The 13,321-nt window shown below is 56.2% G+C and carries 13 protein-coding genes; 5 read left to right on the top strand and 8 right to left on the bottom strand.

What is annotated here, in order from left to right; genetic code table 11:
- Positions 1 to 1,202 precede the first annotated feature (1,202 nt).
- Entirely contained in the window at positions 1,203 to 1,403 is a 201-nt protein-coding gene (locus OOT43_RS09415) for an addiction module protein (RefSeq protein ID WP_266024651.1), read from the bottom strand.
- 188 nt (positions 1,404 to 1,591) lie between these two features.
- On the opposite strand from OOT43_RS09415, the gene OOT43_RS09410 reads away from it, so the two are divergent.
- The gene (locus tag OOT43_RS09410; protein ID WP_266024873.1) at positions 1,592 to 2,572 is read left to right on the top strand and encodes a transposase; all 981 of its coding nucleotides are present in this window, start codon (positions 1,592 to 1,594) and stop codon (positions 2,570 to 2,572) included.
- Between the two features lie 278 nt (positions 2,573 to 2,850).
- Positions 2,851 to 3,956 (top strand): IS3 family transposase gene (locus OOT43_RS09405; RefSeq protein WP_394358016.1). Its coding sequence is split into 2 segments (ribosomal slippage): positions 2,851 to 3,109 and positions 3,109 to 3,956, totalling 1,107 coding nucleotides; the frame shifts between segments, so codons are not numbered across the junction.
- Positions 3,957 to 4,076: 120 nt separating this feature from the next.
- Here the strand turns inward: OOT43_RS09405 and OOT43_RS09400 are convergent.
- Positions 4,077 to 4,880 (bottom strand): bestrophin-like domain, encoded by an 804-nt coding sequence (locus tag OOT43_RS09400; protein WP_266024650.1) that lies wholly within the window; start codon positions 4,878 to 4,880, stop codon positions 4,077 to 4,079.
- Positions 4,881 to 5,427: 547 nt separating this feature from the next.
- Between OOT43_RS09400 and OOT43_RS09395 the strand changes: the two genes are divergently transcribed.
- The gene (locus OOT43_RS09395; protein ID WP_266024649.1) at positions 5,428 to 6,249 is read left to right on the top strand and encodes a class I SAM-dependent methyltransferase; all 822 of its coding nucleotides are present in this window, start codon (positions 5,428 to 5,430) and stop codon (positions 6,247 to 6,249) included.
- A gap of 241 nt (positions 6,250 to 6,490) precedes the next feature.
- Here the strand turns inward: OOT43_RS09395 and OOT43_RS09390 are convergent, their stop codons facing one another.
- The 3 genes from OOT43_RS09390 to OOT43_RS09380 all read right to left on the bottom strand — a co-directional run bounded on the left by OOT43_RS09390 (position 6,491) and on the right by OOT43_RS09380 (position 8,147).
- A complete protein-coding gene (locus tag OOT43_RS09390; protein ID WP_266024648.1) occupies positions 6,491 to 7,162 on the bottom strand; it encodes an SDR family NAD(P)-dependent oxidoreductase in 672 nt (223 codons plus the stop codon).
- Between the two features lie 238 nt (positions 7,163 to 7,400).
- Positions 7,401 to 7,760, bottom strand: a complete 360-nt coding sequence (locus tag OOT43_RS09385; protein ID WP_266024647.1) for a DUF4144 family protein — start codon at positions 7,758 to 7,760, stop codon at positions 7,401 to 7,403.
- A 48-nt stretch (positions 7,761 to 7,808) separates the two neighbouring features.
- The gene (locus OOT43_RS09380) at positions 7,809 to 8,147 is read right to left on the bottom strand and encodes a Rieske (2Fe-2S) protein (protein WP_266024646.1); all 339 of its coding nucleotides are present in this window, start codon (positions 8,145 to 8,147) and stop codon (positions 7,809 to 7,811) included.
- Positions 8,148 to 8,471: 324 nt separating this feature from the next.
- Between OOT43_RS09380 and OOT43_RS09375 the strand changes: the two genes are divergently transcribed.
- Positions 8,472 to 8,708: a tyrosine-type recombinase/integrase gene (locus OOT43_RS09375; protein ID WP_266024645.1), complete on the top strand. Its 237-nt coding sequence runs from the start codon at positions 8,472 to 8,474 to the stop codon at positions 8,706 to 8,708.
- Between the two features lie 559 nt (positions 8,709 to 9,267).
- Complete coding sequence (locus OOT43_RS09370; RefSeq protein WP_266024644.1) at positions 9,268 to 9,798, top strand: hypothetical protein; 531 nt, start codon at positions 9,268 to 9,270, stop codon at positions 9,796 to 9,798.
- A gap of 908 nt (positions 9,799 to 10,706) precedes the next feature.
- Here OOT43_RS09370 and OOT43_RS09365 read toward each other — a convergent pair.
- The 3 genes from OOT43_RS09365 to OOT43_RS09355 are packed head-to-tail and all read right to left on the bottom strand — an operon-like array spanning position 10,707 to position 13,320.
- Positions 10,707 to 11,453, bottom strand: coding sequence for a DCL family protein (locus tag OOT43_RS09365; RefSeq protein ID WP_266024643.1), 747 nt, complete (start codon positions 11,451 to 11,453; stop codon positions 10,707 to 10,709).
- Between the two features lie 12 nt (positions 11,454 to 11,465).
- Positions 11,466 to 12,359, bottom strand: a complete 894-nt coding sequence (locus OOT43_RS09360) for a nucleotidyltransferase domain-containing protein (RefSeq protein WP_266024642.1) — start codon at positions 12,357 to 12,359, stop codon at positions 11,466 to 11,468.
- Positions 12,360 to 12,372: 13 nt separating this feature from the next.
- Entirely contained in the window at positions 12,373 to 13,320 is a 948-nt protein-coding gene (locus OOT43_RS09355) for a patatin-like phospholipase family protein (RefSeq protein WP_266024871.1), read from the bottom strand.
- Position 13,321 lies beyond the last annotated feature (1 nt).

The raw sequence follows: 13,321 nt of genomic DNA, 5'->3' as shown, positions 1-13,321 counted from the left end.
AACTGACCGACCTGCACCGCCGGCAGTTGGGACAGTGGGCCGAGCAGGAAGCGCTGTCGTCGCGGGAATTGCTGACCCGGCCGGAGCGGGAGTATGGGGTGGTGATTGGCCGCACCACGCTGTGCACGGAGCTGAAGAGTCTGGTGTATGTGTGGAAGCGCACGCGCTATAGCTTGAAAAAAACGGGACCCGGCGCGGTTCGAGCGAGCCCGGGCCGAGATCGCTGGCTTGATCCAGCAGGCCCAGGCGGGGGAATTCGAGTTGGCCTACGTGGACGAAGCGGGGTTTGCCCTACAGCCGCCCAACCGCTCGGCCTGGAGCCCGGTGGGCGAACGGCATACGGTGGAGCCGAAGCGGTCGCCCCGGCTCCACCTGATTGGTGCCCTGCTGTCCTCCGGCGGTTTCACGTTACCCCGGCGTAAACCAGACCGGTGCCGCCGGCAACATCCGTCGGGATGCGGGGATAAACCAGCCCGGCGCTGTCGGGAATGTAGGTACCACGGGAGTGAGGCGAGGCGCGGGAGTCAACCCGCCCGGTCCGGCCGGAAACTGGCGTCGAAATCGGTAGGCACACACCCAATGATCGCTAGGCTTCGTATCTCAGCCAATCCTACATGGGCTCAATTGGTACAAAGGCATTGTCCCGCGTACTGCGGTAGATCGCAGAGGGACTTAGACATGCAATGGTTCATTGGGGGATGCCAACAGGTCGATCCTATCGTGCATCCGTTCTTGTCGATCTTGCCGTTCGTATTGCCAGGTTTATTGCAAGAATAGGTCGCCTTGCAGGATTTCTTGGTCGATGTGGCCTCAGCCATACAAGCAGTATGCGCTTTTTGAGCGGTCTTCTTGCACAGCTTTCGGGCCGGCTTATCTGTTTCGGCCTTGCATTTGATCATATCGGATTTAAAGGTCACACCGCAGTCTGATACCGTCGAATGAAAAGCATCGACGCAAGCCTCGCATTCGGCCGTGGCAGCCGCCAGGTTCCCCGATGTAAAAGAAAGGGCAACGGTCCAAAAACAAAAGAAAATTGCAGTCCTATTCAACATGATCTTATCCTCGCTACTCAGCGGTGACCGATTATGCGCCATTCTTGTCGGCCCGCCTAAATTTAGAGCAGTTCGGCCATTTCCTGTTCCGCCCCCCCGCGTAAGAAGCACAGAGGCCGTCATCGGCCGTTCGTGACTCGCTGCCTTACCTCATCCCAGGAAGGCAGCGGGCTTTCGTTCTTCTCCAGCGCGTCGATTCGCTTCCCCAACTCCGCGCCTGGCCTCGGGCAAACCGAAATTCTCCTGCGGAATGGCAATGCTGTCCCACAAGTCCTCCACGATCTGGATACGTTCCTGGATCGAAAGCCCCTTCAAGGATTCCGGGATTTGGGTGCTTGAGGTTTCTGGCATGTTCTTGCCTCGTCGATTTCGTTCCGGGTGAGGGGGCTTTCATCTGGACGGTGCGCTTCATGCTTCAGCGCATCCTTGAGCGGAAAAGCTCGCCGCGTAGATGATGCGCCACGCTTCCCATTCCTCTGGCGAGAAATCGGACAGTATCTTTGGCCCGACTGAGTCGGCAGCCCGTATTCACAAGGTAGATTGCGCGAGGAGCCTTCAAGAAGCACATACTCGGAATCGACGTTTCCAAGACCAAGCTCGATGTGGCGTTACGCCTTCCTGAGGGCAAATTTCGAAGCAAAGTCGTCGACAACATCCCGCCAGGCTTAGAAGCCTTGTCGGCATGGCTGGCCAAGCAGGAGGTGACTGAACTCCACGTTTGCATGGAGGCCACCGGTACCTATTGGGAGGCCGTCGCCGAATTCTTGGCCGATGCCGGCCATACGGTGAGCGTCGTCAATCCCGTGCAGATCAAGGCCTTTGGGACCTCGGTCATGGTACGCACCAAGACCGATAAGGTCGATGCCCGCCTGATCGTCGCGTTCTGCGCCGCTCAGCATCCGGAACCCTGGCATACCCCGTCTTTGGCCATTCGGGAATTACGGGCGCTCGTGACACGACGGAACGCCCTGGATGCCATGCGCACTCAGGAACGCAACCGGCTCCAGGTGGCGCGCGAGGCAGTGCGCTCGGATATCCTGGCCCATCTCGACTACCTGGAGCAAGCCATCGTCGAAATCGACGCGATGATTCGCCGTAAGATCGACTATGATCCCGACCTCAAGAACCAGCGCGCCCTGCTCGACAGCATTCCCGGTTTGGGCGATAAGACGATCCCTATCCTGCTGGCCTTCTACGGCGGACCCTTGCGTTTCGACAACGCCCGTCAGGCTGCCGCCTTCGCCGGGCTAGATCCACGTCATCACGAGTCCGGCAGCAGTGTTCGAGGGAAACCTCGTCTGTCCAAAGTCGGACATGCCTTGCTGCGCAAGGCCTTGTACATGCCGGCCTTGGTTGCGACCACGAAAACAGCATGGGGCCGAGCCTTCAAAGACCGCCTGCCAGCCGCCGGTAAGTCGCCCATGGTGATTCTCGGTGCCATGATGCGCAAGCTCATCTATGTCGCCTTCGGTGTCCTCAAATCGGGACAACCTTTCAACCCCGCGCTTCATTGCGCTTGACGCCGATAACAGTATCTACGCGGGCTGAACGTGACAGGGATGGCCCAGCCAGGACCGGAGTGCGTCACGATTTGGTCACGCCAATATTGGCCATGCTCCTCTATTAAAACTGCGGGCCAAAGTCAAATCTGGTGTATGGAATGCCATAGGCATCCATTGAATCAGGCGGCGAGCCGCTGCTGTTCATCATGAATGTTAAATCAATGCCTTAGAATAGTTGACCTGCTCCCCGAGATTAGTCCGGTCGTGATGTAGAGTCTGCCTCGATAGGAGGCGGCATGAAGAAGCGTTTCACCGAAGAACAGATCATTGGCATCCTGAAGGAAGCCGAAGCCGGCCTAAAAGTAGCGGAGCTGTGCCGCAAGCACGGGCTCAGCGAGGCGACGTACTACAACTGGAAAGCGAAATACGGCGGCCTGACAGTGTCGGATGCGCAGCGGCTCAAGGCACTGGAGACCGAGAATGCCCGGCTCAAGCGCCTGCTGGCGGAGGCGATGCTGGACAATGCTGCGTTGAAAGAGGTTGTAGGCCGAAAGTGGTAAGCCCACAAGCCAAGAGGGCGGCGGTCTCCCATCTGATGACAAAGCACCAGATGGGCGTCACGCGGGCTTGTGGGCTGATCGGTATTTCTCGGTCGCTGTATCGCTACGAAGCTAAGCGGCCAGCAGACCAGGAGCTCAAGGAACGACTGTGCGAATTGGCAGCGCAGAAGCGGCGCTATGGGTATCGCCGGCTGCACGTGCTACTTTGCCGAGAGGGTTGGGAAATCAACCGAAAGCGCACCTATCGCGTGTATCACGAGGCCGGCCTGATGGTCCGCAAACGAAAGCGGAAGCGCATTGCCGGCGTGGAGCGCCAAATCAAGGTCGCGCCATCGGCGCCTAACGAGAGTTGGTCTATGGACTATGTTTCGGACGGTTTGGCCGATGGTCGGCGGCTGCGGTGCCTGAATATCGTCGATGACTTCACGAAGCAGTGCTTGGCCATCGAAGTCGATACTTCGCTGCCTGGCAGACGTGTAGTCGGTGTGCTGCAACGGCTGGCAGAGATCCGCGGATTGCCCAAATCAGTCACCGTCGACAACGGCCCCGAGTTTGCCGGCAAGGCTTTGGATGAATGGGCCGATAGCCAAGGACTGTGCTTGAGCTTCATCCAGCCAGGTAAGCCACAGCAGAACGCCTACATCGAAAGCTTCAACGGCAAATTCCGGGATGAATGCCTGAACGAGCATTGGTTCGTCTCGATGCGCCATGCTCGCCAAGTCATTGAGGAGTGGCGTCGGGAATACAATGAGCAACGCCCCCACAGTTCGTTGGCTTACCTGACGCCAGATCAGTTTGCAGACACATTTTTAACCGCAGACTCTATGTCCGTTTCGGACTAAATCGGGGAGCAGGTCATAGTCGCTAGAGCTGATTTAGACACCCTTTGTGCTCCTGATGTTTGCATCGTAACCGCTTCGCGAGATCTTCTCGAGCGTCTCGGATGCCGAACACCACGTTGCTTAGAAATGGCGATCAGTAACCGCCATTTGGCGTGCGCGCAATTTTTCAAAGGGAGTGGGGTCAACGCTGAGCTCACCGACAAAGGGGTGATCCAATGCGATGATCAGGAATATCATGAAACTGATGAAGGTCGATACCAGGGCAATCAACAGCATGTGGGTCCGGAGTGGTTCGATGCGGAGTATATAGAGGAAGATCATGTTCAATATGGCCCCAACGAGCACAATCCACCAAAGTACAATGGGGAGGCCGTTATCGATACTTGCGACGCGGGCGCCACGGTGCTCGAGCATGTCATTAAATTGGGTAATCGCTGCCTGGAAAAGGACGGACTCGCGTTCGGTTTTGGGCTCAAACCTGACGAGGTCGCGTTCGATAGCATCGATCAAAGGTTCGCCCCCTACGGGGACGATGCCCCGGCGGTACTCAGGCCAAGCACGATCAATAACGAAGTCCAAGTAATTTCGGAGCAGGTGCCTCAATTCGGTTCCAGTAGGTTCGGGGAGGGCGGCGACATCGCGATCAAGAGCCGCCAGCGAGGACGCTTCCTTGACGACCAAGTCCTCCGCTGCGTCATAGCTGTCCCACGTCGCTACTGCGATGAGTCCTAGGGTGATCCCGTAGAATACGCCGTACGCACTGATGACCGCTCCGACAGCTTCGTTGTGGTCCTCAAGCGCCTGTGTCGCGAAATGGCGGATCAGAGGTCGTGTGAGCATCTGGCCGACAAGAGAGCCCCCGGTAAAGACTACTAGAATCAGCAGGCAGAGCAACCAGTTAGGCAAGTTGTAGAGCCAAAGCATGTCCATCGTTGTACCTGCGATGAAAAATTCTTATTCGGACCCTGGGCTCGTTGCGTTGACGAGGGACTGAGATGACCCGGATTTCCCGGAGCCCGCAAAAGTTGGGTCGAGCCGCTGGTTCCACGGACGGTGGTAGTCATGATGATACGTCACTGGCTGATTTTACATTGGTGAAATGGAACACGTCTTTCGTCATCCAGGGAGCGATTAGCGGCCTGGGGAGCACTGCGTACGCTCAAACGGGTAGCCAACGCCACGGCAGGCTTCTGACCGGAATTGGGCCTGGTAAACAGCCTTTGTGCCGGTGGAAAAGCGACCGGTAGCATTGCAAAGCCGCTAAGGCAGAGGCGATCGGGATGGTCATCTGACGGGCGCGAAATTTTTCAGACGGAGCGGGGTCGACGGCGAATTCACCGACCAGGCGACGATCCATTGCAATGATCCGGAAAATCATGAACAGATGACTTTCAAGAGAGCAGGGCAATCAACTGTGGCACGACAGCAGGGTGAAACTGAACGGCGCGTCTTTCCTACTCGAGGAACTACTATGCACGACTTAGAAGCGGCCAAGGCACGCGCTGCCGCCGCGTACAATGCCGCCGCCGATCTGTTCGACCATCCTGCCAACACGTTCTGGGACCGATTTGGGCGGGCGACCATCGACAGATTGAGTCTACGACCCCGACAAACCGTGCTCGATGTCTGCTGCGGTAGCGGCGCTTCTGCGCTCCCTGCGGCAGTAGCCGTTGGAGCGGAGGGGCGAGTGATAGGTGTCGATCTGGCGGAAAACCTCCTGGAACTGGCGCGGGCCAAGGCTAGGCAGCGCGGCCTCTCCCAGGCCGAATTTCAGGCAGGGGATATGATGTCCCTCGAATTCCCGGCAGCGGTCTTCGACGCTGTTGTGTGCGTTTTCGGCATCTTCTTCGTGCCGGACATGCCTGGCGCGGTCAAGGAACTTTGGCACCGGGTGCGGCCGGGCGGAAAGCTCGCCCTGACGACCTGGGGGCCGAACTTCTTCGAACCAGCCAATTCGGTGTTCTGGGAGTCTATCCGGAGGGAGGCGCCCGAGATTCATAAGTCCTTCAACCCTTGGGACAGAATCAGTGACCCGGCTTCGTTGGCGGCTATGTTGAGAGACGCGGGCATCGAAACCGACCACATCGTAGAAGAAGCCGGGAGCCATCCCATCGTTTCGCCCGAGGATTGGTGGACCACCTTGCTGGGCTCAGGCTACCGGGGCACCATCGATCAATTGGACGCCGAGAGCCTTGCCAGGGTGAGGGAAGCCAATCTCTGCTTTATCGACGAATCCCACCTGAGCGGGATCGAGGCAAACGTCATCTATGCCGTTGCCACCAAGTCGGCCTGATGTGCCCGTTCACGCCGCTGGGCTTTTCGGTGTCAATTTGGGCTATGGGCATTCAGCCTCGATAATCCCTGACAAGATCGGCCTTTCACGAAGTCCCGTTTACAAGGCTGGGCGAGCGGCCGCTTCGGGCGAATACCTGTCGAATCGTTGCTTTCTGGGGTAGGTCGCTGTTCGGCGATTGCCGCCATTCGACCTTGGATTCCCATTCGAGCGTAAGGAAGGAACCTGGACGCAATGGCTTCTAGAAGCGCTCACCGTAGCTGCGCAGTTCAATCTCCCAAGACCAGGCACCCGGTGGCTGATCGAGCACCGCCAAATAACTACCGGCGATGTTGTCGGCGGTAAAGTCGCGCTCCCCGCCCTGTGATGCGACGGCGCCGTCGATCACGAAATGCGCAACATGGATGCCGTGGGGTGCCAGTTCTTTGGCCAGGCTTTGTGCCAGCCCACGCATAGCGAATTTGCCCATAGCGAACGCGCTGGATCGTGCGAAGCCTTTCACACTGGCCGTAGCGCCAGTGAAGAAAATATGCCCCCGACCTAGCGGCAGCAAACGTCGCGCAGCTTCCTGGGCTACCGCGAATGCACCCAAAGCGTTGACCTGCAGGCTGTAGGCGACGATATCGGGCTGCAAATCGGTAATCGCACCGGGGAATCGGGCGGCGGCATTGAACAAGACAACTTCCGGTGTTCCCAAGTCCCTCTCGATGGTGACGAACAGATCGGCCACTGAGTTGGGCAAGCTAACATCTACAGGATAGGCCCGGCAGTTTAACGAAGCCGCCAGCGGCTCCAGCCGATTCAATTGGCGCGCGGCCAAAGCGACGTTATAGCCCCGCGCGACCAGGCGGGACGCAAAGGCGCCACTAATGCCTGGACCCGCGCCGATGATCAATGCAACCTGCTCAGTCATACGCTGACCACTCCCGCCGGATGCCTTCGGGCTGCCGTCGCAGTCATCAGGCGGGTCATCTCAATGGTAGGCGCGGACGTGCGACGGGCGCGTTTGGTTACATGCATGTTCAAGCCCCGATGTGGTGCGGATAACAATGGCCAAGGTGCGAGGCGGCAGGATGACGAAATCTTTCACAAGAATGAAAACCGCTAGCCTCAACGGAAACACGGCGACACCGGTGTAGACACGGACCCAATCATCTTGAATTCATATCCTGAATCAGCGTGATCGCCTTGGAAATGGTAGGGGCTGAAATCTTGCCGACACAGCATTGGCCGCAGTTCGAAGCATGCCGACGGACCAGATCAGCGACGGAATCCAGTGTCAAAGTTTCCACCGAATCCTGTGAAATCTCGATGCGGCCCAGTCGCTTTTCCAGCCGGTAAACCTGGCCAGCTCCATCGATCAGCACATCGTCTGGATTCAACTGGATATCGAGCAATTCCGAATTCTTGTTCAGCGCTTCCGATGACTCGACGAACGTCAGTTCGTCGTCCCCGAGTAATTTAATCACCGCTGGCCATGCAACCAAGGAAGTCACCCAAGTGGTGTGCACATTCCGAGGTTAGGCGATCTTATGCGAGATTGCGCCAATTAACTGGACTCAAGCCGCCGAACGTGGCTGCTTGATGGGCCCGACATCGACCAGTATCTCGTCGCCTTCGACCCGCAACTCGTAGGGATGGAGCGCGTTACGGACCAGGTGTGTCACGCATTTTCCACTGGCGCTGTCGAAACCCCATTGGTGGTATTGGCATTTGACGGTCTTCCCGTCGAAGCTCGCCTCGTTCAAAGGCATGTCGGCATGGGGGCAGCGCCCGCGATATGCCTTCAGCTCGCCACCTATTGGCCAAACCACCAGCACGCTCTTTTTACCCGCTTGAAAGAATCCCATTCCCCCTTCCGAGACATCATTCTTGTGACAAATCGCGGTGAACGTCATGGCTCCTCCTTTTGAAAGTAGACCTGTGGCAATATGAAGCAAATCGTGGACCACCGGCTTTCATAGATTGGTTGGGCGCACGTGGGGGGCGTCCACGCCGCGGAAATCCACTTCGGCCACAGAGATCGGGGGCCTCCACTGGCGCCATCGCGCGAACGGCACGGCATGGGAGAAGATCCGATTCGACAGTGCGCTAGGTGCCGAGGAAGTCGATCGCATCGATCCGTGTTAGAAACCAGACAATGCTGCAAAGCTTTTTCCACATCGCCGACACGGATCGTTCGCATAGATGACCGACTCGACCTTGCGACAAATTCGAGTGGAATGCGTAAACGCCGACGGAAGAAACGCAGGGTTTCAAGCTCGGGCGTGCAGCTTGCCCATGTGCTGCGGCACACCTTCGCCTCGCACTTCGTGATCCGGGGCGGCAACATTCTCACGCTGCAAAAAATTCTCGGCCATAGCAGCCTGACTGTAACCATGCGCTATGCCCATCTTGCTCCCGACCATCTGGAGGAAGTGCGGAAGCTGAACCCGTTAGCTACTTTGACGCTTGCATGAGACAGGTAGGGGAGTAGGCAAGCTATTGCTGTTTAAGTCTCTGATTTCAAATTGCGCCTTGATGGGGTCGAACGGATGACAATCGCATGCGGTCGGCGATCCAGAAGAATGAATTGACACCCGTATCTAGATGATTGTTGCTGAGACTGCACTTAGCAAATCTTGTGTCTAGAGGGCATGGGGTGCCGTTTTCGCACAGTTCCCGCTCGTGGGCGTTCGGCTAATCATCCGAGGTTGTCCCTTGATCGAGCAGTCTTGTTCGCGTCGCTTTGCAACGACGATTTATACGCTAAATCTGCGTTATTCCATTTCAAACGCCAAAGGAAATGCGTGTAGGCTCCTGTTTTACATGGCATGAAAATCTTATCACGCGAAAAGGCATGGTTGTTGCTTCTAGCGTTATTGAGCTTTTTACCAGACCTTCAGTACGTCCTTAAACATGACGATATACATGCCGGTTTGGGTGCCTTTGCTAAAAGTATAAGTTATGTCCGGCTGGCAGAGGCTTAATATTCTGTTTTCTTAAGAGTCGATTGCATAAAAATCGGTGGAACCCACAATGTTAATCAAGAATAGATTCTATATCGTTGTTGCAGTATTTTTTTCTGTTTCGGTCATGAAAGCAACGCCCGCCATGGCGAAGAAAAATAATAACAATGGAAACAACGGCTCCACACCGAATGGGCGGCCATTTAACGATTTACAAGGTAAAATTAATGCGCTTGAAGATAATTTAAGTACGACGTGTCCCGAAGGCTCAGCGATTACAGAGATTAAGGACGATGGTACAACCGTTTGCACAACGGAGCATGACAAGGTTACTGAAGTGACATCTTCTATTTCTGGTGCCAGTGTAAGGCTGGATGCAAGCGCTAAATGTCCGTCCGGCAGCGCGCTCCTGAGCGGAGGCTATGAGATTACGGCTGCTGATGGGATGCAGACTACCACCTCATGGACCATCATCAAGAACGCGCCAGATGCAACGAATAATTCGTGGAGCGTTGCAGTGACGCGCAATGACGAATTGAGTCAGGAAAATAGCAAGCTTACTGTTTTTGCAATTTGCCTGAAAGATGCCGAAACATATTAGGCTGCCCCTATGCGGTAGCCGCTGTGATCGCAATTGTCCGTTGTCGGGAGAAAAGTGAGATTTGTAATAAAGAGATAACGCGGACCGGTCGCACGGCTAGATTAATAGTGGGGTCGATGGTATATGTGGGGTTAATATAATGCGCAAAGAGTTGTCTATACGTTTTTTTGTTCTTCTGGTCGCCGCTGCAATGTCGACCAACTGTTTTGCTGATATAGATGAGGAATGCGAGGCTTGCACGGATGGATTTTATGAGTCCGTTTCAGATTGCGGAATCAGGTATCGAGCTGATCGCATTCAATGCAAAGGGCCGATGGGTAAGCCCGCGAAGAAGAAGTGCAAGAAAGTGGCTCAAAAAAATTATCGCGTTTGCATAAGGGACACTAAGTCGGCTAAGAGGGGCTGCCTCTCATTGCATGCTTGTCTGGATCATGATGATAATCTGGACCTCTTTGACAGCAACAGATAGGCGGGGCAGGGGCGGGTCAGCGCTAGCGCCCTGTATGATCTGCGTGGTTCGAAAAGGGGCTCGCTTTGCTTGCAGACTTCATTGTCATGATTGTGTGAGCGCAATCATACGTCACGTCCATATGGGGCTGGCCCTCCTGGAAAAAGCCCAAGGGTTTAACCTCTTTTCGCCGTTGACACTTGGTTGACTAAGACAAGAAAAAAGGCTTAGGTCAATGACCTAACCCTTTGAATTTATGGTGGTGCAGTCGGGACCCCGGTTCAAACCCATTCTTAAGGCGAGTGCGGACCGCCGCGAACTCCTGCGGAAAGGTGCGGAAACCAGTCCTTACTGCCGTCAATCCTACCAGTTACGCCTGGTCGAGGTCATCAGCCAAGCACATCGGACGGGTCGCCAGTTCGAATCCCATTTGCGGAATTGAACCCGCGTCCGCAGTCGGTCAAGTCAACCGCACTGGTCTTGCAATCTTAGGTCTTCGAGCTTGGCTGGCGGTTTGGAGGTTGGCCGACTTGGAGAGAATCCGCAGCATCGCCTGGTTGTGGTGGTAGTCCCGGAAGGCATCCGCGACTGCCTTATCGACGAATGTGGGCGTCGTCTGCCCGTCAGCCGGGGCGGAAACGATTCCGTCCGGGATGTCACCTGACCAGCCCCTGGCCGCCCGGAATCCACAGACGATGTGCGAGAAGTTCGGCCAAGCGTGATCCAGATGGGCGTCGTCGATGCTGACCATCACGCCAGTAAGTTCACACGCAACCAACCCATGAGCGTCCCCATGCTCCGCGAAGGCACGCTTCTTGGCCAGAACGAGATCGAGTGCGACAGCCTCCCGGCATGCGCCGTAGAAGTCCTTCGACCGGTCCCCTGGTAGACCTTTGACGGCCCAGATGTACGAAAAGTCCGTGGCGGACCCGTCCTGGCGCACCACCCAGAAGCCGGAGTTGCTCCAGCCCATCCCGGTGTTCAGGCGCCGCTCGAAGTGATCGATCTGGCCGCAACCCTTCGCCGGCTCACCGACCTCGTCAAGAATCGGCTCATATCGTTCGATGAGCGCCACGAGGTCGGCGTGGTCCACTGGTTCAGAGATGCGATCCCCGTCCTGGTAGCGGTGAAGCAGGGCCTTGTAATGATCCAGTGCGCTTTTCTGGGTCCGGAAGCTGCGGGGTCCGATCTCGACGGGTTTTGCCATGCCTTTCTCTCCTCACCACTGATTCCAGAGATCAACCGCTGCTTCGACAAGTGCATCACAGTCCGTCTGAGACCAGCAGGTATGGTAGCCATCACGCAGCAAGTAGTACTGTTCGTTGGCGCAAACCAAGTCTGTCTTGGCTGCATCTTGCCGATACCAGTTGATGATGTTGGCGACGCAGTCCTGATAGCTGGTCGTGAACTTCTCATTCGGTACGTTGTACAGCAGACCCTCGATGTAGTACGAGGGCGCAATACCGGCATCGATCAAGCCTCCTTCGACCAGTCTGCTGCGCATGTTTTTGAACACGCGGGCCATGGGTTTTAGCCACTTTGAGGATGCTTGATGCTTTGCCGTCAGATTCGCAGAATGCTGCTTTGGGTAGTTTGCGATTCGCTCGCCGGCAGCGTTGAAGAAGCAGATGCCTTCGACGTACTCTGAATCGCTCGCTGAGCGGAACTTGAAGTACCGCCGGAATTGCGTCGCGACAATCACATCCGACTTTCGCCGTGAACCGCTCGCGTCGATGGCAATCGCCTTGTCGCTAGTTTTCACCGCTGATCCGTATTGTTCTTCAAGCACCGACAGCACGTCCCGCTTGAAGTCGGTGTGCGTGTAGGTCGCGTCGCTGAATGCCTGCTTGTAGGCCGACTTTTCGTCATCGGACAGTGATTCGAGATCGCTATGGAAGCAGTCATCGAGCCGGATGACGATGTCCACGTCGCTCTCGGCATAGATATTCGTGTCGTTGCCGTATGAGCCCTGAAGGAACACCTTGAAATTTTTGCCGGCGTAGGGCGTGGTGCTGGCCTCCAAGACGCTTTTGATCGCGTTATAGGTGTTGCTCGACTGGGTGATTGATCCCTGATGGGACCACGTTTCGAGCTGTGATTCCGAAATAGGCATATTCCCCCCCTGGCTATATCAAATACTCGCGAAGCTGCTGCTCCCGTGACGCGAACGACTCCCGCCCTCGCTGGAACAAGATGTCCAGCTTATTAAGGTCGTGCTCCAGCAGATCGGTCGCCATTTCAGGGGTGACGTAGGAGTCACTGATCCGAATGGTCGGTATGTCATGGAAAAGGATCTGCCGCAGTTGGTCCATCGACTGCGTGTTGATCTCCAATGTCTTCTGCAGCAACTGCACGCTAACGAGATATTTCTTCGCCATCCTCATCAGGAAACTTGGCTTCGGGTCGGGGTAGACGCCCACGCCAACGCTCACCAGTCGAATGTCCTTTCGGTCACTTTGAAGTGCCTGGACTGCGTCGGCGATCGCGTACAGTGTTGGGTTATTTGCGCAGTACCCGCCATCGATCAGCTCGATGTCCTCACCCATTGATGTCCTTACGATCGTCCGCTCAAAAAACGGGTAAGCCGAGCACGATGCCTTGACGGCGTCAGCGATGCTTACACCAAAGCCCGGGACGAACGTGCCGACACGTCCATGCGCTTGGGCAACGCTGCCCTTGAAGATCATCGGGCGCTCGGTCAGCCACTTGGCTGTGACGATCCCTACACCCGTCTTCACATCATCGAACGTTGCATTGCCGAAGACCTCGCACGCCAGATTTTTCAATGCCTGCGACCTGGCCGAGGCGGTCTTCTGTGACATCACGGTAGGCACGTGCTTGCGGTAAAGCTCCAGGATGGAATCGACGTTGTGGCCAAGCGCAATCAGTGACGCGATGATCGCGCCCGTGCTGGTCCCAAAAACCAGATCAATTTTCTGGTGCAGTGGGCACCCGACCATAGCCTCGATTTCCTTGAGTACCCCCAGTGTGTAAAAGCCCTTGGCACCGCCGCCGTCTAGCGTAAGGACGCGCAGCATGGCGGATGACGTCGAGACATCCTTCGATCCCACCATT

Source organism: Methylococcus mesophilus (genome assembly GCF_026247885.1).
GTDB classification, from domain to species: Bacteria; Pseudomonadota; Gammaproteobacteria; order Methylococcales; family Methylococcaceae; genus Methylococcus; species Methylococcus mesophilus.
This window is presented reverse-complemented; position numbering and strand designations above follow the sequence as displayed.

What these genes read in the sequence shown, in the direction of transcription:
- OOT43_RS09395 (WP_266024649.1), top strand. Translation starts at nt 5,428, where the DNA reads ATGCACGACTTAGAAGCGGCCAAGGCACGCGCTGCCGCCGCGTACAAT.
- OOT43_RS09365 (WP_266024643.1), bottom strand. Translation starts at nt 11,453, where the DNA reads ATGGCAAAACCCGTCGAGATCGGACCCCGCAGCTTCCGGACCCAGAAA.
- OOT43_RS09355 (WP_266024871.1), bottom strand. Translation starts at nt 13,320, where the DNA reads ATGGTGGGATCGAAGGATGTCTCGACGTCATCCGCCATGCTGCGCGTC.
- OOT43_RS09375 (WP_266024645.1), top strand. Translation starts at nt 8,472, where the DNA reads ATGCGTAAACGCCGACGGAAGAAACGCAGGGTTTCAAGCTCGGGCGTG.
- OOT43_RS09360 (WP_266024642.1), bottom strand. Translation starts at nt 12,359, where the DNA reads ATGCCTATTTCGGAATCACAGCTCGAAACGTGGTCCCATCAGGGATCA.
- OOT43_RS09380 (WP_266024646.1), bottom strand. Translation starts at nt 8,147, where the DNA reads ATGACGTTCACCGCGATTTGTCACAAGAATGATGTCTCGGAAGGGGGA.
- OOT43_RS09390 (WP_266024648.1), bottom strand. Translation starts at nt 7,162, where the DNA reads ATGACTGAGCAGGTTGCATTGATCATCGGCGCGGGTCCAGGCATTAGT.
- OOT43_RS09415 (WP_266024651.1), bottom strand. Translation starts at nt 1,403, where the DNA reads ATGCCAGAAACCTCAAGCACCCAAATCCCGGAATCCTTGAAGGGGCTT.
- OOT43_RS09370 (WP_266024644.1), top strand. Translation starts at nt 9,268, where the DNA reads ATGTTAATCAAGAATAGATTCTATATCGTTGTTGCAGTATTTTTTTCT.
- OOT43_RS09400 (WP_266024650.1), bottom strand. Translation starts at nt 4,880, where the DNA reads ATGCTTTGGCTCTACAACTTGCCTAACTGGTTGCTCTGCCTGCTGATT.